The organism is Oceanobacillus sp. J11TS1 (genome assembly GCF_018333215.1).
Taxonomy (GTDB): Bacteria; Bacillota; Bacilli; order Bacillales; family Amphibacillaceae; genus Oceanobacillus.
On the sequence record NZ_BORO01000019.1, the window covers coordinates 1 to 18,376 of the forward strand.

Sequence of the window (18,376 nt, forward strand, 5' to 3'; positions counted from 1 at the left end):
TGTATTAGGCACGCCGCCAGCGTTCGTCCTGAGCCAAGATCAAACTCTCTATAAAAGTTTTTTGTTTCTTAGCTTTCAGAAGTCAACTTCTGACTTATTTAATAAGAAAAACGAGGTTGTCTTTCTTTTTTCGTACTGGTTGTTTTGTTCAGTTTTCAAAGAGCAATTTCGTTGTCGCCATTTCAAATCAGCGACTTTATTAATATATCACATCCGCAATTCCTTGTCAACAACTTTTTTAAATTATTTTGTTGTTATTATGTCGAATCGTTTGTGTGATGCGTATTGCGTCATGCAACGTTAATTAATTTATCATGATTTTTAAGCGAAAGCAAGTCTTTTTTAAAAGAAATTTACACAAGAAAAATATTTCTATAATTCTCCTTATTGAAGCATTTTGTTAAACCCTTTATAAACCGTAATTTATCAGCATTTTACCTGCTTATCTACCTTCATTAAACCGCAAAGGACCTAATGGATATCACCTCCCATTAGGTCCTTTATATACGCATGGAATAATAATTCCATTAACGGTTTTTCATTTGCGGGAATAACAATACATCACGTATGGAAGGAGAATTTGTTAATAACATTACCAAACGGTCCACACCGATTCCTAATCCTCCAGTCGGCGGCATACCGTATTCTAATGCTTCTAAAAAGTCCTCATCCATATAATGTGCCTCATCGTTGCCTTCTGCTCTCTCTTTTACCTGCGCTTCAAACCGTTGACGTTGGTCAATTGGATCATTCAATTCACTAAATGCATTGGCATGTTCTCTTCCAACAATAAATAGCTCAAAACGATCTGTAAAACGTTCATCTTCTTTATTCTTTTTAGCAAGCGGTGAAATCTCTACAGGATGCCCAAAGATAAAAGTAGGCTGTATTAATGTCTCTTCTACCTTTTGCTCAAAGAATTCATTAACAATATGTCCAAATGTCATCGATTCTGTGATTTCCACATTGTGTTCTTTTGCTAATGAACGTGCTTCCTCATCTGATAGGTGCTGCCAGAAGTCTACACCTGTCGCCTTTTTAATAGCATCTACCATGTGCAATCTTGTCCACTTTGGCTCAAGATTTACTTCATAATCACCGTATTGAATTGTTGTTTTTCCATACACTTCTTTTGCAATATGTGCAATGAGATTTTCAGTAAGTTCCATAATATCATGATAGTCTGCATATGCTTCATATAATTCAATCATTGTAAACTCAGGGTTATGTCTTGTTGATACACCTTCATTACGGAATACACGACCAATTTCATATACTTTCTCTAAACCACCGACAATAAGACGTTTTAAATGCAACTCAATTGCTATACGCATATATAAAGGAATATCCAATGCATTGTGATGTGTAACAAAAGGACGTGCAGATGCTCCACCTGGAATGCTGTGCATCATTGGTGTTTCTACCTCTAAGTAACCTTGTCCATTTAAATATTCACGCATGGATTGAATAATTTTACTGCGAGATACAAAAGTTTCTCTGCTTTCTGGGTTGGTGATTAAATCTAAATAACGCTGACGGTAGCGTTGCTCAATATCCTTTAATCCATGATATTTTTCTGGTAAAGGGCGTAACGATTTCGTTAATAAATGAAATTCTTTTACTTTAACAGATAGCTCTCCAACCTTTGTTTTAAACATTCCACCTGTAACACCGACAATGTCACCTAAGTCCATGGATTTAAATACTTCATATGCTTCTTCGCCAATTTCATCTTTACGTACATAGAGTTGGATTTGTCCGCTTAAATCCTGCATATGCGCGAATCCAGCTTTTCCTTTTCCACGCTTTGTCATTAAACGTCCAGCAATAGTCACTTCATCCGTAATATCTTCTAACTCTTCTTTGGAATATTGATCGTATTTTTCAACGAGCTCTTTTGCTAAATGAGTACGCTCGAACTTCCCGCCGAATGGATCTAATCCTTTTTCAATGTATCCCGTAAGCTTATCGCGTCTTACCTGCATATGTTCATTTAATTCTTCTGACACTTCGACCACTCCGCTTCTATAATAGTTAATGTAATATATCTTCTAAACACCTACATTAAACGCAACAATCTGCTCAGATAATAATACGAGCAGATTTTAATTACACTGCGAAAGTTGATGTTCCAATTCCATTTTTTCAACACTGATTTGACTATGCGATAGATTTTCATCTATATCCCATAGCCATCTTCACCTTTATTGCTCTTCTTTAGACCTCTGTCTTCCATAGTCTGACATCCGCTTTATCTGACTCCGGTAGTTCTCCTAAGTAGGATTCAACCGATTTCTCATATACAGGGATAACAAATCCAGGTGCGATTTCTGCTAACGGAATTAACACAAAAGCACGTTCATGCATGCGAGGGTGCGGTATAATCAATCTTTCTACTGTACTATTTTCATGATTAAAAGTCAAAATGTCAAGGTCTATGGTTCGGGGGCCAAATCGTATATCTCTTTTTCTTCCGAGTTCCGTTTCGATGTGCTGACAGACGCGAAGCAAATCCATGGAAGATAAACTTGTTTTTAGATCCAATACCATATTTAAAAAATCCGCTTGGTTCTGATATCCGACTGGGGCAGTTTCATATATAGAGGATTTTTTTGAGATAGTAATATTCGGGTTTGCTCTCAGTATGTCTATTGCTTGGATAAGGTATTCTTCTCTTGGTTCAATATTTGTGCCCAGTGCGATAAATGCTTGGTTCATTTTGTTCTCTCCCTATAAATTTCTACAGCTACCGAATCATAATGACCTGGAATCGGCGGATCTGGCTTCGTTACATGAATAGTACATGCCTCTAATTGTTCAAAAGAAGCAAATAGTTCGTCTGCGATCGCTTCAGCCACTGCTTCAATTAAATTAAATTGCTTTTCCTCAACGACATATTTGATTCTTTCATATGCTTCGCCGTAGTGAATGGAATCCTCCATCGCATCTGATTTTCCTGCCTTCTTCAGTGATAGATACAGGTCAGCGTCGACATAAAACCGTTGTCCCAGGGTGTTTTCTTCAGGCAATAGCCCGTGATATCCATAGAATTGCATTCGTTTCAAAGTAATTTTGTCCATCATCTTCCCTCCCTTCTCTAACACCTTCCTACACAAAATCAATTATATAGTAGTTTGGTAAATGGCGTCTGCAACTCTTGCCGCTTCTCGATTAATCTTCACATCATGAACACGAACAATACGTGCACCTTTTCCAATTCCTATCACTGTTGTAGCTGCTGTTCCGACATCTCTCTGGTCTGCAGGGACATGTAAAACTTCGCCTATGAATTTCTTTCGCGATGCCGCAAGAAGAAGCGGATAACCAAGTGTTATTAGCTCTTGGAGCTCTTTAATCATATATTGGTTCTGTTCCATTGTCTTCGCAAACCCAATGCCCGGATCGAGTATAATTTGGCTGTCCTTTACACCAGCTTGCTTAGCAATTGAAATGCTCTCCTGTAAATCTGCTTTCACATCCATCATAAAGTCCTTGTAATCCATATCCATACGATTATGCATTAGAATAATTGGTACATCATAACGAGCAGCAACCTCTGCAATTTTTGGTTCACGCTTTGCTCCCCAAATATCATTGATGATAGAAGCACCAGCTTTTACAGCTTGTTCCGCTACCGTTGCTTTGTAGGTGTCCACTGAAATTGGTATTTGCAAGGTTTCTTTTAAAGCTTCAATAACAGGGATAATTCTCCTCGCTTCTTCTTCGCCACTTATAGGCGTGTGCCCAGGTCGGGTGGACTCTCCCCCAATATCAATAATATCCGCGCCCTCTGCTTCCATCTTCTTTGCTCTTGCAACAGCTTTCTCAATATCATAATAGTTTCCGCCATCCGAGAAAGAATCCGGTGTGACATTTAATATCCCCATAATATGCGTTCGTTTATTTATATCTAATTGAAATTCTTTTGCCTGTATCATCCGGTTTCCATACCTCTTTTCCATCTGAGCATAAGTCTAATTCTATATCGCATCATACCAAATGAATTGTGTCTATTCTATATCCTACCCTAAGAAGGTAAAGAAAAAAAGCGGAAAGCGTCGTTGATTTCCGGGTCTGGACTGTCACGCAGGATTCAATCATTTCTTTGACATAAAAAAAGAACCAGCTGTTTTTCCCGCTGATTCCTTTTCTATTTTATTTGTCTTCCTCAAATTGATAAAGAGGTGTAGAAAGGTAACGTTCTCCGTTATCAGGAAGGATTGCAAGAACCTTCTTGCCTTCTCCTAATTCTTTTGCTACTTTCAATGCAGCCGCTACTGCCGCCCCAGAAGAAATACCTCCAAGAATTCCGTTGGTAGTAGCCACTTTACGTGCTGCTTCGAAAGATTCTTCGTTCGAAATTGGAAGAACCTTATCATAAACAGATGTATCTAGAACCTCTGGCTTAAACCCTGCGCCAATTCCTTGAATTTTATGCGGACCAGGATTTCCTCCTGAAAGTACTGCTGAATCTTTCGGCTCTACAGCATATATTTTTATGCCATCGAAATGATCTTTAAGTACTTTACCTGCGCCTGTGATGGTTCCGCCTGTTCCAATCCCGGAAACAAAAGCATCTAAGCCATCAGACATCTGTTCCACAATTTCCTTACCAGTTGTTTTTGCATGAATTTCTGGATTAGCAGGGTTATTGAATTGCTGAGGCATAAAGTAACCCTTCTCCTCTTGCAATTCTTTCGCTTTAGCAATTGCGCCCTTCATTCCTTCAGCTCCTGGAGTTAATACTAATTTCGCTCCATAAGCTTTCAATAAGTTGCGACGCTCCTGACTCATCGTATCAGGCATAACAAGAATTGCTTGGTATCCCTTTGCAGTAGCAACCATTGCTAAGCCAATCCCTGTATTGCCACTAGTTGGTTCGATAATTGTATCACCAGGCTTTAATTCTCCTGACTTCTCAGCAGCCTCTACCATTGCTGCGGCGATACGGTCTTTTACTGAGCTGCCCGGGTTCATGAATTCTAATTTCACATATACATCTGCACTACCTGATTCTGTAACATTGTGAAGCTTTACAATCGGTGTTCCGCCAATTAAACCTGTAATATTATTTGCGACTGTCATTTAACCCCTCCTAAAACCAAGTGTTTTTATCTGATTTATATATAATGTATTTCTTTTTTGAAAAAATGTCAATCCTAATGGTAAAAAAAAGCCTGTTTTCTAATCTAAAAGAAATACAAGCTTTAAAATAAACATTTTCATTTTTGGCTCTTTACTAAAACCCATAGTTGACAAACTACGCTTTATATCCATTACTTCTTACGACTGTTTAAGCTCTTCTAATTCTTCTTCTGTAAAGGTATAGCGTTCATTGCAGAAATGACACGTTGCTTCTGCTCCATGATCTTCATTAATCATTTGTTGGATCTCTTCGTCACCTAGTCCAATAATAGCGTTAGCAAGTCGCTCTTTGGAACATTTACATTGAAATTCTATTGGCATTTTCTCCAATATATTTACGTTGTCCTTATCAAACAGAGTATATAAAATCTCTTCAGGTGTTTTTCCTTCACGGATAAGTGTCGAAATGGCAGGAAAAGATTGAATACGATCTTCTAATTGCTCAATAATCGATTCCTCTGCACCTGGCATGACTTGTACGATAAAACCGCCTGCAGCTAAAATACTGAGATCCGGATTAACCAAAACCCCTGCCCCAACTGCAGATGGAACTTGTTCAGAGGTCGCAAAATAATAGGTGAAGTCCTCACTAATTTCTCCAGAAACAATAGGTGTTTCCCCCGTGAAATAGTCCTTCATCCCAAGATCCTTGATGACACTGATATTTCCTTCTGTCCCCACTGCTCGGGCCACGTCCAACTTTCCGATCTCATTTAAGTCAAAATCAACATGGGGATTTGTAACATATCCACGTACATGGCCTTTTGCATTTCCATCCGCAATAATACCGCCAATAGGTCCGTTCCCCATCACTTTAACGGTAACGGAGTCTTCTCCTTTTAGCATTGCACCCATCATCGCTGTAATTGTAATTGTACGGCCAAGTGCAGCGGAAGTAGTTGCCCATGTATCTTGTCTTCTGCGCGCCTCTTCCACGGTTTCTGTTGAATCTATCGCATACGCACGAATTTGACCATTAAATGTCGTTGCTTTAATTAAATAATCTTTCACAATCATCATTCCTTCACTTTATTGATAATACTTTTTATAAATTTGATACAGCCCATTCAACGTTAAATAAGGTTCTACAGCATCAATTGTTTCTGATTCAAATGCCATCAGTTTAGAAAGGCCGCCTGTTGCAACAACGGTTGGATTTTTTCCTTTTTCTTGTTTAATACGTTTCACAAGCCCGTCGACTTGACCAATATACCCGTAAAATACACCAGATGTCATCGCCTCGACAGTAGAAGAACCAATAACATGTTGTGGTTTTTGAATTTCGATTTTCGGGAGCTTTGAGGCTCTGGTATTTAAAGCCTCCATGGAAATATTAACACCAGGGGTAATAATTCCACCTGCATATCTTGCTTCTTCATCCACGTAACAGTAGGTTGTAGCTGTTCCGAAATCAATAATGATTAATGGTGCTCCATATTTTTCAATAGCCGCTATCGCATTGACAATTCGATCCGCTCCAATTTCAGAAGGATTCGGGTAATTCATCTTAATCATCTTTTCATAAGAAGTTTTCCCAATAACAACAGCTTCTATATCAAAATAATCTCGGCTCATTTTCTCCAACGCAAACATAATAGGCGGTACAACAGAAGAAATAATCACCCCAGTAATTTCTTTAAAGCTTAGTCCTTTGAATTCAAATAAAGAATGAATGAGCATTCCAAACTCATCTTCCGTTTTATAACGGTCTGTCTTTATACGCCAATGATGAATTAATTCGTCATTATCAAAAACACCCAGTACAGTATTGGTATTCCCCACATCAAGAACAAATAACATCTATCATCATACCTTCCCTTATTTCTATAAAATTTAATATAACATACTTTTTTTAAGGAAAAACGAAAAAAGCATCCGCACGAAACACCCACCCTTTATAAATACCTTAAAGCAACGATTCAAAAAAAGAAGCAGCCCTCATGTTTAGGCTGCTTCTCTCTATATATCCTATCCAATTTCTTAATTTTTATGGTCTGAATTATCCTCTGTGCTTTCGTCAGAGGTAGGCTTTTCTTTTGCCTTAGAATCATCACGCATAATTGGATCGTTTATATAAGCTTCGGATTTCTTCTCTGCTTTTTCTTTTGCCTCTTCAAAAGAGAGACCGGTTTTTACATCGTTATCCGCTTTTTCTTCTTTCGACTGAATACTTACCTTCACATCATCTGAACTTTCTTCCGGTAACTTTCCATCTTCAAAAAGGGATTTAATTTGTTTAGCATCAAGTGTTTCCACTTCTAGCAATGTCTGTGCAATGAGTTCTAATTGTTCTTTATGCTCTGTAATAATACGTTTTGCACGGTCATAACAGTAATTAATGAAATTCTGCATTTCCTGATCAATTTCATGTGCAATGGCATCAGAATATGTTTGTTCATTTTGGATATCACGGCCAAGGAAAACATTTCCTCCACTGCCATTACTGAATTGAAGTGGTCCTATCTTATCACTCATACCAAATTCGGTAATCATCTTATGAGCAATACCTGTTGCACGTTCAAAGTCATTGGAAGCACCGGTACTTACTTCACCAAAGAAAACTTCCTCCGCAACACGGCCGCCTAATAAGCCTGTAATTTTATCAAACAGTTCTGGTTTCGTCATGAAATAACGATCTTCTCTCGGAAGCATCACCGCATATCCGCCGGCTTGACCACGAGGTACAATGGTTACTTTATGAACGACGTCCGCATCATCTAGTACCATACCAATGACGGTATGCCCACTTTCATGGTAAGCGACAATATTTCTTTCTTTTTCGGAAATAACTCTGCTTTTCTTCGCAGGTCCCGCAATAACACGGTCAATTGCTTCATCAATATCCAGTTGACCTATTGTATTACGATCATCTCTAGCAGCGATTAAAGCTGCTTCATTTAGCAAGTTCTCTAAATCTGCGCCAGAGAATCCTGGAGTACGCATCGCAATTGTTTTTAAATCGACTGTTTCATCAAGCGGTTTATTTCTTGCATGAACACCTAGAACCGCTTCACGGCCTTTCACATCTGGACGATCTACCATAATTTGTCTGTCAAAACGTCCTGGACGTAATAAGGCTGGGTCAAGAATATCCGCACGGTTCGTTGCAGCGATAATGATAATCCCTTCATTCGCTCCAAACCCGTCCATTTCAACAAGTAATTGGTTTAGTGTCTGTTCACGTTCATCGTGTCCGCCACCAAGACCAGCTCCACGTTGACGACCAACTGCATCAATCTCATCAATAAAGATGATACATGGTGCATTTTTCTTCGCATTTTCAAATAGATCTCGTACACGGGATGCTCCGACACCAACAAACATTTCCACGAAATCTGAACCACTGATGGAGAAGAATGGAGTTCCTGCTTCCCCAGCAACTGCTCTCGCTAATAATGTTTTACCGGTACCTGGAGGCCCTACTAGAAGAACACCTTTTGGAATTCGTGCGCCTACTTGAGAGAATTTACGCGGATCCTTTAAGAATTCCACCACTTCAACAAGCTCTTGTTTCTCCTCATCAGCACCAGCGACATCTTTAAAGCGGACTTTTTTCTTATCTTCAGAGTACATTTTTGCCTTACTCTTACCGAAATTCATAACGCGACCGCCACCGCCGCCACCTTGTGCCTGACTTAGGATGAATAATAAGAATAAACCAATCAATAAGAATGGAATAATTCCAGTTAAGAATGTGAGCCAAGGACTTGGCTGCTCTTCTTCTTCCACAGTCAATTCACTTTGACTGGTTGCTTGTTCTGTTATTTGCGAAACAATTTCTTCATTGTCCGGCACTTGAGCAACGAATTCCGTTTCGCCATCCTTTAACGTACCCGTCAAACGAATGATACCGTGTGATGGCTGAAAGGTCAGTTCCTTAATTTCACCACTATTTAAAGCATTCATAAATTGCTGTACATCATACTTTTCTTGATCTTCACCTTGTCCATTGAATACCCCAATTACACCAATGATGATAATAAATAAGAGCATCCAAACGAAGACCTTACGAAATATCTGATTCATTGCCAACCTCCTCCCAAATGGGGAAAAACTATAGTAAATCGTATCACAGGAAAAACGCTTTATACAAATAATTTAACCATTTTTGACGAATTATTTTTAGATAAAGTTCAAAAAGTCCGATAAAAATGACATATCGAATTTCTAGACCTTTTTAAACGTATATGTTTATGAAAAGAAATATTGCAAAATTCCTGATTATATCGGCTAAGGTTACGCTTTGAAATCGATAAGTTATGTCATGCCTGCCCTTAATCATATCTATGTTTTTTTAGCAAGCACATTTGCAATCTTTCTTGATAGAGCCTTTTCTTTCCTGCCGTCAACTTTCTTTTATCAGCCACCATAAATTTCTGGTTTTAAAACACCAATGTAGGAAAGGTTTCGATATTTTTCCGCATAATCCAATCCATAACCAACAACAAATTCATCAGGAATTTCAAAACCAATTAGGTCTGCTTTGATATTTGCTGTTCTTCCGGCAGGTTTATCAAGAAGCGTCACAATCTTGATGGAATTTGCTTTACGATATTTAAATAAATCTACTAAGTAACTTAATGTAAGTCCGCTATCAATAATATCTTCTACAATGATAATGTCGCGGCCTTCTACTTTTGTATTCAAATCCTTTACAATTTTCACTTCACCTGTGGAAGACGTTCCGCCATCGTAGCTAGATACATCCATAAAGTCCATTTCTAAATGTATTTCTGTATAACGAAGGATATCTGACATAAATGGCAATGCACCCTTTAATACACCGATAGCCAATGGGAACTTGTCTTTGTATTCTTCTGATAATACAGCACCCAGCTCTTTACATTTTTCTTGAATTTCTTCTTCGCTTACTAAAATCTTCTCAATCTCGTCATGAATTGTCCCTTGTGCCATGTTTTTTCCTCCTAATTATCGTCTCGATGAAGCTTTAGTTTAATATTCATTCCTTTACCATTTTGTACAGTCTCAGATTTTTTTAGACCGACGACCCAAAGGATGACTCCTTTATCATCCGCTATAATTGGCCAATTATCCCGCAGATTTTTTGGTATTTTAGCATCTATAAAAATATCCTTCAGCTTTTTTGAACCATTTAGTCCTCTTACAGACATACGATCTCCCGCTTTTCTTGCTCGGATATGTAGTGGTAATGAAACAGAATCTAACGGAAAAACAAAAGTAGCTTCATTCTCAGCCGGAGCTTCTTTAACCATTGTTGACTCAATCCTTGTTCCGTCTGAGAGCAGCACTTCGCCCGGAACTGTCAATAAGGAGGAATGAGCTGGCTTCGCGGATACTTGATGACCAAATTGCAGATGAATTTGTCCATATTCATTTGTGATACGAAGCCGCGAAGGAAAATCCAGACTAGAACTGCCATTCCGACGCCTTAATAGGTCAAAAAAGTTTACTTCGTGGATATAAGATAGGTCTTTAGGTAAGGTTCCATATAGATAGTTTAATATTAGATGAAACCCCCGTCTTTGTAAAGCCTGAGGAAGCTCTAAAAAAGCATCTGCGGCAAAACAAATTTCCTGCTTATTCTCACGAAATTCTACCACCTTTTCCAACCTTTCTTTTGTCTCTGCTTGCATATATTGCTCATCCTGAGATAACGTCTCACTAAGGGTTTGTATCGTCTCTTGAAGATTTGGATTTTTCTTCTTCAGCAAAGGGACTACATTCATCCGGTAATAATTCCTCGTATACGTGTCATCTTCATTTGTTTTATCCGTTCGATAATGCAGTCGATATTTTCCCAAATAGTCAAGGATGTTATTCTTAGTCACACCTAATAGCGGCCTGATAATTTCACCGCCAGCAAATTTACGCCGTACAGGAATTCCTTTTAACGCATTCGATGTCGCAATTCTCGCCAGACGCATGACCATGGTTTCAATTTGATCATCTGCATGGTGACCAAGCGCAAGAATATGCGCATTTTTTTCACGCATTATCTCTTTATAAACACTGTAACGTAATTCACGCGCAGCAACCTCTTCACTGACACCTTTTTCTTTTTGATATTGACGCACATTTACTTTTCTCGCCACACAGGGAATTCCCCAACTCTGACAAATTTCTTCCACAAACCGACAATCCTCCGCAGATGCTGCGTTGCGTAGTTGATGATCTACCGTTACCGCTATGATGGTTAAATCCCAATTGAATTGGAGATTTTTAAGAAAGTGTAATAATGCAATAGAATCTGGTCCTCCTGAAACACCCACAAGGACGGTTGTATGCTTTGGAATTAATTGGTGCCTATTCAAAAACGCAAACACTTCCTGTTCCATCGCTTTCCTCCCAGCTCAAAATTTCTATCCAGTATAACCAGGATTCAAAGAAGAAAACCCAGTTTTTTGGCTATACTTCTATCATACTCTTTTTTAAGAATCGGTTCAAAAAAGAGTATGCCAAAAAAGAAGATGCCATTATCACGTTACTTTCAACTAAGGTAATAGCAAAGAAATAATCCAATAAATTGAAGCAACGATAGATATACTAAACGATTCCAGCACCGGATAATTCTTTTTTTGACGCGTCTTTTTATGATAATGACTGCGGCGCTGTAATTGTTTCATTTTATCGATGACATCTTTTTTCATCTCACTTGCAGTAAGGTACTTTCCTTTTAACGCTCGCTTTAAAATGGGATGCAATAAGTCTAAATCTTTTGCACGGTACAGCTTTTTTTCCAGTAGTTTACCAGAAGCCTCCCCCGCGACACGGTCAAATCGTCTTGGATAATAAATATGGAGAAACACCATAGCAACAGCAAATAAATCATAGCTAGGCTCTGCTTTTCGAGTACCCAGTCCCCAGTAGCCTCTATCAAAAAACTCTGTATACTCTTTAATCGAACGTCCCATCCTTGTTGTGCCGCCCACATCCACTAATCGAATTCTCGGCGGATTTGATTCAACAAGAATATTATCGGTTTTTAAATCGCCGAAAGTCCAACCTGCCTGATGAAGCTGCTCTAAATCGTCTAATAATTGAATCATCAACACACCAAGCCACTTCTTCCCTTCCGCCTGAATAAATGCTCCTAATCTGTCTCCTTTCATGTATTCCATCACATAGAACGAATACACCCTTCCATTCGGTGCTGTCCAATCGTCCACATCCAACAAAGAAGGTCCAAGGCGGTATCCTTGAACCTTTTTTAGCGCTTTAAGTACATTTACTTCTACGGTTACAGCAGCATCTTGTTCACTAATTTTTAAAGCAACAGGTCGCCCACGCTGCGTGCAGAGGTATACTGCGCCAATTGCACCCTCGCCAATCTTTCTTACTACGGTATAGGATTGATGATGCCATTTTCCAATTACGTTCTGCCCAGCATGTAATTTAATAGCCGGTTTCTTCAATGTCGAATGGTTCTTCATCCCACTTCCTCCGTAGCTGCTTCTTACTAAATTGATACATTGCTGCACGTAATGCTGGACCAGTTGGAGTGATTCCACCGCTTGTCAGCTTTGGAAAGACTTGCGAAATCGCATCTAACTTTGGCGACCAATCAAGTACAAGCTCTATATCATTACGACGCCCTGGAAATCGATAAATACAAAAGCGGTTTTTTCCGATACGTGCGTTCAAGCTAATTGATAAATCAACGAGTGCTTCTTTGACCGTTTCTAATTTATCACGCATACTTGCACTGCTATCAACTAGGACAACGACTTCTAAATCACTTGTTTCACCCAGATCCTCAACGACTTCCATAATTTCACCACGTTTTTCAGGTTCCAACTCCTCCATCGATTGATTTTTCCCTAAAATACTGCGCAGCTCTTTATTTACAAATCCTTGCAAGGTTTGTGTCATTGCCTGTCTTGTGACCATCTGCACCGTCTGTGATAATCGTTCGCTATAAACAATTTGACTAACTCCACCACCTGAAACAGCAATGTCCTCCACTTCCCGAAGACCTTCTGGCTCCTCCGTTTGATCATCATCTAAAATGCCAATTACATTCACGGTGATTCCTTGCTGATTCGCCAATCCAGCAACCACAGCGGGGTCCTCCCCTTTGTTAGAACAACCATCTGTTAATAGCAAAATTTGTTTTAATGTACCTGCCTTCATTTCATGTAAACCTCCCTCTTCTTCCATTACCATCATCACCAAATATTGATTTCTATATACGTTTTGCTAGAAGAATAAGAGAGTATTTCTTTATCCAGAAAGAACCTTCCCCTGATAAACTGGAACGTTTGCCCATTTTGGAGTGTTTTTCTGCACTTTGGCAACCAGTACGGTCATATCATCATTAATATCTCCTGACCTTGTTCGAATCACCTCTTCTAATAGTAGATCAGCAATTTCTTGTGGATCTTCTGTATCCATTTCTTTTATTTTTCGTTTTATCCAAATATCGATATTCTCCACGTCCTTAGGTCCATCAAATATTCCATCACTCATCATAATTAATAAATCATTCGGTTTTAACTGTTCGCTTACAATATCGACATCAAATTCTTTAATAATCCCCATTGGCAGATTACTAGCTTCCACTTTAATCATCGCGTTCCCTCTCCGTATAAAACTTGGTGTCGAACCAATTTTTAAAAATTGAGCGGATGCATTATGCAAATCAATTACTGCTAGATCGAGCGTTGCAAACATTTCATCTGTTGTCCGCAAAGCAAGAATAGAGTTAATGGTTTTGATGGCGACTTTTTCCCGTATCCCTGTTTGTAAGATTTGCTGCAGTAAGCGCAATGTTTCCGTACTCTCTTCCATTGCGCGTTTTCCATTCCCCATGCCATCACTGATTGCCATTGCAAATTTCCCTGCGCCGAGTTCGATCGTCGTAAAGCTGTCCCCTGAAACAAGCCCACCTCCTTTTGCCGCATTGGCAGCTCCCGTCTCAATTGCAAATTCCCTTGCTGAGCCGAAGACGAAATGACTATAGCCATGCGGGAAGGAGGAAATATCTGCTTCCTTTACTACAATCATCTCATCAAGTAATTCCGAAAGAATCGGAGCAATTAATTTTTCTCCTTCTCCATGATATTCATAAAAGCTTGTCGTCAATTCTATATCTACATTTCCTTTCTCCAAGTGATAAATATCTAGACGCACTAATTCAATGCCCATTTGCTTTAAAGCTTGAATAATTTGAGATTCTTGCAACTCGTGATGTTGTCGCTCTTTAAGTATTTCTTTTGCGAAATCATTCATCACTTCTGAAACACCTTGGAGCTGATCGGAGACTAAGCGTTTACTTTCTGTCACTTGTTGCCTTAGTTGTTGATTCGCTTCGTAAAAGCTCATTTCCGACCGCATGACCTCCACAACTTGGCGTGATTTGACACAATGATTTTCAAATTCTCTCATCACTGTCCGATTTGGTTCTTGCCCTGAAGTCACATCTTGCTTCATTTCCTCCATCAGAGAATAGGTTTTATCAAATTCCTTTTGCCAGCATTTACTCTTAAGGAAACATCCTTGGCAGGTTTTTTCAGTCACTTGGCTTAAAAAGTAATCTGTATCCCGTTTCTCATCTCTCTTTTCATCGCTTAACGTCCGATCCGTTACAGCAAAACTCTTTGATAAAGCATGGAATACATCGGAAAATTGCTCTACCCGTTTGGCAGTGACATTTCTCACCTTTTGCGAATACTGTTCTTGTTCATTCGTATATGCCTCTGTCCCTGGAATATAGCGAGCGATTTGTTCAAACCAAGATGCCGGAGTTAATAGAAATAGCATAACAGCAATAAGTGATTCTATTAATGACGGCAACAAGGCAACATTTTCACCGTAGACACCAATGAGGCCTGTCCCAATTAAAAGCCCTAGTGCCGTCCCTGGTTTCTTCCCCTCCTTCAATAGTCCTCCAAGCACCCCTGAAAATGCGAGCAAACTCATTTGATAAAGGTTGGCTACGTTAGCCAAAGCTAGGATCATCCCCGCCACCACACCAACCGTTGATCCTATAGCCGCTCCGCCAATAAATGCAAATAATAGTACAAAGTATCTTGAAAAGACCTGCTCTAATGATGCTCCATATACCTCCCAGCCAATAAACCCGGTTAATACAGAGGCAATGAGAATAATCAAACAGACAATTTCTTCACTTTTTAAGGCTGGTTTATACCGTTTTGGTGATAATAGCGGAATACTTTGCATAAATATAAGTACAAGGATTGCTCCGAGCACCCCCTCAATGGCTAACATCATCCACCCGAAAGACGAAATTGTATCTTGAATAGAATATAAAAACATTCTCGGCAGACTAGTAGAAAAGAACACAACAATTGGTAACAACCATTGCTTATTTGGAATAGATTTTGTTGCTGCCGATAGAAAGATAAATAGTATAAAAGCTAGAAAGATGAATATCGCATGGTGCACGGAATACGTTAGCGCTCCTAAAACAACAGCAATCATGGAACGAAATGATTTATCCCGATGAATAAGCCACATACTAGCAATGAACGCAACAGCAAATGGAGAAACTGTCTGCAAGATGACAGCTCGTCCTAATAAGAACCCAGTAATGTAAAAAAGCCACCCCTGTGCAATTAATATGTGATTAATCTTTGCTGTAATTCGCTCTCTCCATTTTCTCTTTTTACTTGCCTTCTCAATTGTAATGCTTCCCGATTCCACCCTTGGAATTGAACCTATCATTTTATCCACTCCCATCTTTCCAACTAGTAAACCACAGTATGCATTCTTTTTTTGTCAAAAAAACATGGTAATTTCTAAAAATCGTTCGACGTAATTTTAGGAAGGTAACATTGTTTTACAAAATGGATTGGATACGGATGATGAGAGATTTTTATTTAAAACAGCGAAAAAAGGATCTTTTGCTATCTATTTCTACCTATATATGAGGGAAGGATTGTCGCAGGTTTTTAGATATCCCTTCATCATTTGTAGAAAAAAGTGGGGGGAATCTTATTCTTTTTTATTTGCTCGACAAGAAAACAGACAATGAAAACAGAAGGGGGCTTAAGGTCATGCAGGCTTATCTATAAAATTAATTTAAAAAATATAACAAGAAACTATTGACACTTTGTATTGTCTATTGTATGATTCTTCTTGTTGGTTTTCTATGGCGGCGTAGCTCAGCTGGCGAGAGCGTACGGTTCATACCCGTGAGGTCGTGGGTTCGATCCCCTCCGCCGCTATCAAATAAAAAAGCTTATTTCCTCACATAAAGGAAATAAGCTTTTTTTTGTTCATACAAACATTCATTATCCTCTTTCAAAGCGTAGTGTTTTTCCGTAGCGGTTGCATTAACCTGACAACATTGTTGCGATTACTCGCCCTACCGAAACCATTTACAAAACTTTTATACTCTCTTTCCATACAAAAAACAGATGCTTTCATTTAAGCACCTGTTTTATTTATTCATAGAGCATTATTTATAGACAGCAACTACTATCCTCTTCTTGCACCACGACCACCACGTTTGGATTCGGTGTGCTTTTTCAAAGAGGCTAAGCGATCCTCGGAATCCTTTAGGAAACGACTCATTTTGGACTCGAAGTTCTCTGTGCGTTCTTTTTGACTCTTTTGACGTACTTGTGGGCGATCTTTTGCCTTTCTTATGGACAGGCCGATTTTGCCATCCTTTTCAACATTAATGACTTTAACCTTCACTTCATCGCCGACTGTTAAATGCTCATTAATATCTTTTACATAGTTGTCAGCAACCTCACTAATATGAACAAGACCTGTTTTTCCTTCTTCTAACTCCACAAAAGCCCCAAAATTAGTGATCCCGGTTACTTTTCCTTGCAGCTTGCTGCCTACTTCAATTGACATAAAAGAAATGCTCCTCCTTAAAAGATTAAATGTTCTTCAATGTATAGTATATTAACGAAAATAAAAAGTGTCAATATGACGGGTCTTCATCTGGTAATTTAAATATTAATTCTCCCTCATTAGAGAAGAAATAATTTGTTCTAGCAATTTCAAGTACATAATCTTCATCTTGCAGGAGTCCAATTTCATGATTTAAATCCGATTCTTCCTTCTTTAAATCCGCAAGCTGCTGCTCCAAACTTTCATACTCGTCCATTTTTTCTGCTTTAATGGCGCGCTGATTAAAATGATACACGGACATACTTCCTACGATAACCGCAACAATGATTGCATACAGTACCAACCGTCTGGTAAGCCGCTGCTTTTTTCTTTTCTGCCGCTCTAGATATGCATCGTACTGATGTGCGGATTTAGAATGAAGCTTTGTTACCTTCTTTCTTTCTTCCACAGCTTTTACCTCCTTCGATAAGACTGAAGCCACTTATTAACTATATTCTGTATTTTACTATAAAATCCTGCTATTTGCAGAAATAATTTTTGGATTGGTTTTGGTAAAAGGCGAAAAATCCCCGTCCCTACCCATCGGAATGGAGTAAATACGAAACGGAATATCCACATAACTATTTTCAAAATTCCAATGAGAATTGCTTTTATCATACGATATAATGTTAAAATTATCCACCGCAAAGGAGAAATCAACAAGATTTTTATCAATTTCTCTATTCCCTGATAGATCGCTCTCAAAATTTGAATCACATGTTCTAATAACCTTTTGTATGCTTGTTTCACCAATGCCTGATAAATAGAAAAACCAAAGAGACATGCTAACACGATATAAAGTCTGAGCTCTCCTTGATTTACCCGATATAAGATATAAAATAATATACCAGCCTGCGTCACCCAGAATAATATTTCTAAAGAATAGGTTAAAAACAACCGCCCCTTCCAATAAATTGTGAAGCGACGGAAGGTTTCCTGGACAATCCCTAAATAAAACCCGCTGATAATCATTGTGATTAGTGTTATAAATTGCGTAGATAACGTCATCGGAATAACTTGCTAAAGAATCCTTTAGCTTTCTCCTGCTGCTGCTCATCTACATAGGAAAGCTCATAAATTTTCCCTTTAATTGTGACAACCCCTTCTGTCACATCCAGATTCTTTAATTGCAAGTTCTGCCCACGAATAATTAAGTATCCCATCACCGTTTCTAAAAGGAAAGCTTCATTATCAAAGCTATCCACTTCTTTGACACCTGTGATTTCAAGGTTTTTTCGTTTGTCTATTTTTACCGTATGCTCTAGTTCAACATTATTTCTTACATCCCTATTCTCATAATAATTCATATAAAAACCCTCCCTATCGTTAATAGCTTATGATGGGAGGGACAAGGATAGAACTATATTTCTAGCAGTGCCTGTTC

The 18,376-nt window shown here is 38.7% G+C and carries 17 protein-coding genes and 1 tRNA gene; 1 reads left to right on the forward strand and 17 read right to left on the reverse strand.

The genetic code is table 11. The features are described 5' to 3' along the window. Positions 1 to 527 precede the first annotated feature (527 nt). The 13 genes from lysS to spoIIE form a co-directional block, all read right to left on the reverse strand. Positions 528 to 2,009, reverse strand: coding sequence for a lysine--tRNA ligase (gene lysS, locus KI343_RS13835; protein WP_212927017.1), 1,482 nt, complete (start codon positions 2,007 to 2,009; stop codon positions 528 to 530). Between the two features lie 208 nt (positions 2,010 to 2,217). After that, positions 2,218 to 2,718: a 2-amino-4-hydroxy-6-hydroxymethyldihydropteridine diphosphokinase gene (folK, locus tag KI343_RS13840; RefSeq protein WP_212927018.1), complete on the reverse strand. Its 501-nt coding sequence runs from the start codon at positions 2,716 to 2,718 to the stop codon at positions 2,218 to 2,220. Further along, positions 2,715 to 3,080: a dihydroneopterin aldolase gene (gene folB / locus KI343_RS13845; RefSeq protein WP_212927019.1), complete on the reverse strand. Its 366-nt coding sequence runs from the start codon at positions 3,078 to 3,080 to the stop codon at positions 2,715 to 2,717. The genes folK and folB overlap by 4 nt, the downstream gene beginning before the upstream one ends. Before the next feature lie 42 nt (positions 3,081 to 3,122). Next, the gene (folP, locus tag KI343_RS13850; RefSeq protein ID WP_212927020.1) at positions 3,123 to 3,938 is read right to left on the reverse strand and encodes a dihydropteroate synthase; all 816 of its coding nucleotides are present in this window, start codon (positions 3,936 to 3,938) and stop codon (positions 3,123 to 3,125) included. Between the two features lie 217 nt (positions 3,939 to 4,155). Beyond that, entirely contained in the window at positions 4,156 to 5,085 is a 930-nt protein-coding gene (gene cysK / locus KI343_RS13855; protein WP_212927021.1) for a cysteine synthase A, read from the reverse strand. Between the two features lie 198 nt (positions 5,086 to 5,283). Beyond that, positions 5,284 to 6,156 carry an Hsp33 family molecular chaperone HslO gene (gene hslO, locus KI343_RS13860; protein WP_212927022.1) on the reverse strand — a complete coding sequence of 291 codons (873 nt, stop codon included), beginning with the start codon at positions 6,154 to 6,156 and terminating at the stop codon, positions 5,284 to 5,286. Positions 6,157 to 6,174: 18 nt separating this feature from the next. Next, on the reverse strand, positions 6,175 to 6,945 hold the full coding sequence (locus KI343_RS13865) for a type III pantothenate kinase (RefSeq protein ID WP_212927023.1): 771 nt from the start codon (positions 6,943 to 6,945) through the stop codon (positions 6,175 to 6,177). A 180-nt stretch (positions 6,946 to 7,125) separates the two neighbouring features. Then, the gene (ftsH, locus tag KI343_RS13870) at positions 7,126 to 9,171 is read right to left on the reverse strand and encodes an ATP-dependent zinc metalloprotease FtsH (protein WP_212927024.1); all 2,046 of its coding nucleotides are present in this window, start codon (positions 9,169 to 9,171) and stop codon (positions 7,126 to 7,128) included. 333 nt (positions 9,172 to 9,504) lie between these two features. Next, positions 9,505 to 10,059 (reverse strand): hypoxanthine phosphoribosyltransferase, encoded by a 555-nt coding sequence (gene hpt, locus KI343_RS13875; protein WP_374705443.1) that lies wholly within the window; start codon positions 10,057 to 10,059, stop codon positions 9,505 to 9,507. Positions 10,060 to 10,070: 11 nt separating this feature from the next. Beyond that, entirely contained in the window at positions 10,071 to 11,462 is a 1,392-nt protein-coding gene (gene tilS / locus KI343_RS13880; protein WP_212927025.1) for a tRNA lysidine(34) synthetase TilS, read from the reverse strand. Positions 11,463 to 11,618: 156 nt separating this feature from the next. After that, positions 11,619 to 12,557, reverse strand: coding sequence for a serine/threonine protein kinase (locus KI343_RS13885; RefSeq protein ID WP_212927026.1), 939 nt, complete (start codon positions 12,555 to 12,557; stop codon positions 11,619 to 11,621). Next, positions 12,520 to 13,284, reverse strand: a complete 765-nt coding sequence (locus KI343_RS13890) for a vWA domain-containing protein (protein WP_280530143.1) — start codon at positions 13,282 to 13,284, stop codon at positions 12,520 to 12,522. Before KI343_RS13890 ends, KI343_RS13885 begins: the two co-directional genes overlap by 38 nt. A gap of 63 nt (positions 13,285 to 13,347) precedes the next feature. Beyond that, positions 13,348 to 15,810 carry a stage II sporulation protein E gene (spoIIE, locus tag KI343_RS13895; protein ID WP_212927028.1) on the reverse strand — a complete coding sequence of 821 codons (2,463 nt, stop codon included), beginning with the start codon at positions 15,808 to 15,810 and terminating at the stop codon, positions 13,348 to 13,350. Between the two features lie 429 nt (positions 15,811 to 16,239). Between spoIIE and KI343_RS13900 the strand changes: the two genes are divergently transcribed. Then, positions 16,240 to 16,313: transfer RNA gene (locus KI343_RS13900), tRNA-Met, on the forward strand. A 253-nt stretch (positions 16,314 to 16,566) separates the two neighbouring features. Here KI343_RS13900 and KI343_RS13905 read toward each other — a convergent pair. The 4 genes from KI343_RS13905 to yabP all read right to left on the reverse strand — a co-directional run bounded on the left by KI343_RS13905 (position 16,567) and on the right by yabP (position 18,299). Then, positions 16,567 to 16,953, reverse strand: a complete 387-nt coding sequence (locus tag KI343_RS13905) for a S1 domain-containing RNA-binding protein (RefSeq protein ID WP_212927029.1) — start codon at positions 16,951 to 16,953, stop codon at positions 16,567 to 16,569. Between the two features lie 70 nt (positions 16,954 to 17,023). Beyond that, entirely contained in the window at positions 17,024 to 17,401 is a 378-nt protein-coding gene (locus KI343_RS13910; protein WP_212927030.1) for an FtsB family cell division protein, read from the reverse strand. Positions 17,402 to 17,406: 5 nt separating this feature from the next. Continuing rightward, on the reverse strand, positions 17,407 to 18,000 hold the full coding sequence (gene yabQ / locus KI343_RS13915) for a spore cortex biosynthesis protein YabQ (protein ID WP_212927031.1): 594 nt from the start codon (positions 17,998 to 18,000) through the stop codon (positions 17,407 to 17,409). Next, positions 17,997 to 18,299 carry a sporulation protein YabP gene (yabP, locus tag KI343_RS13920; protein ID WP_212927032.1) on the reverse strand — a complete coding sequence of 101 codons (303 nt, stop codon included), beginning with the start codon at positions 18,297 to 18,299 and terminating at the stop codon, positions 17,997 to 17,999. Before yabP ends, yabQ begins: the two co-directional genes overlap by 4 nt. Positions 18,300 to 18,376: the final 77 nt, after the last annotated feature.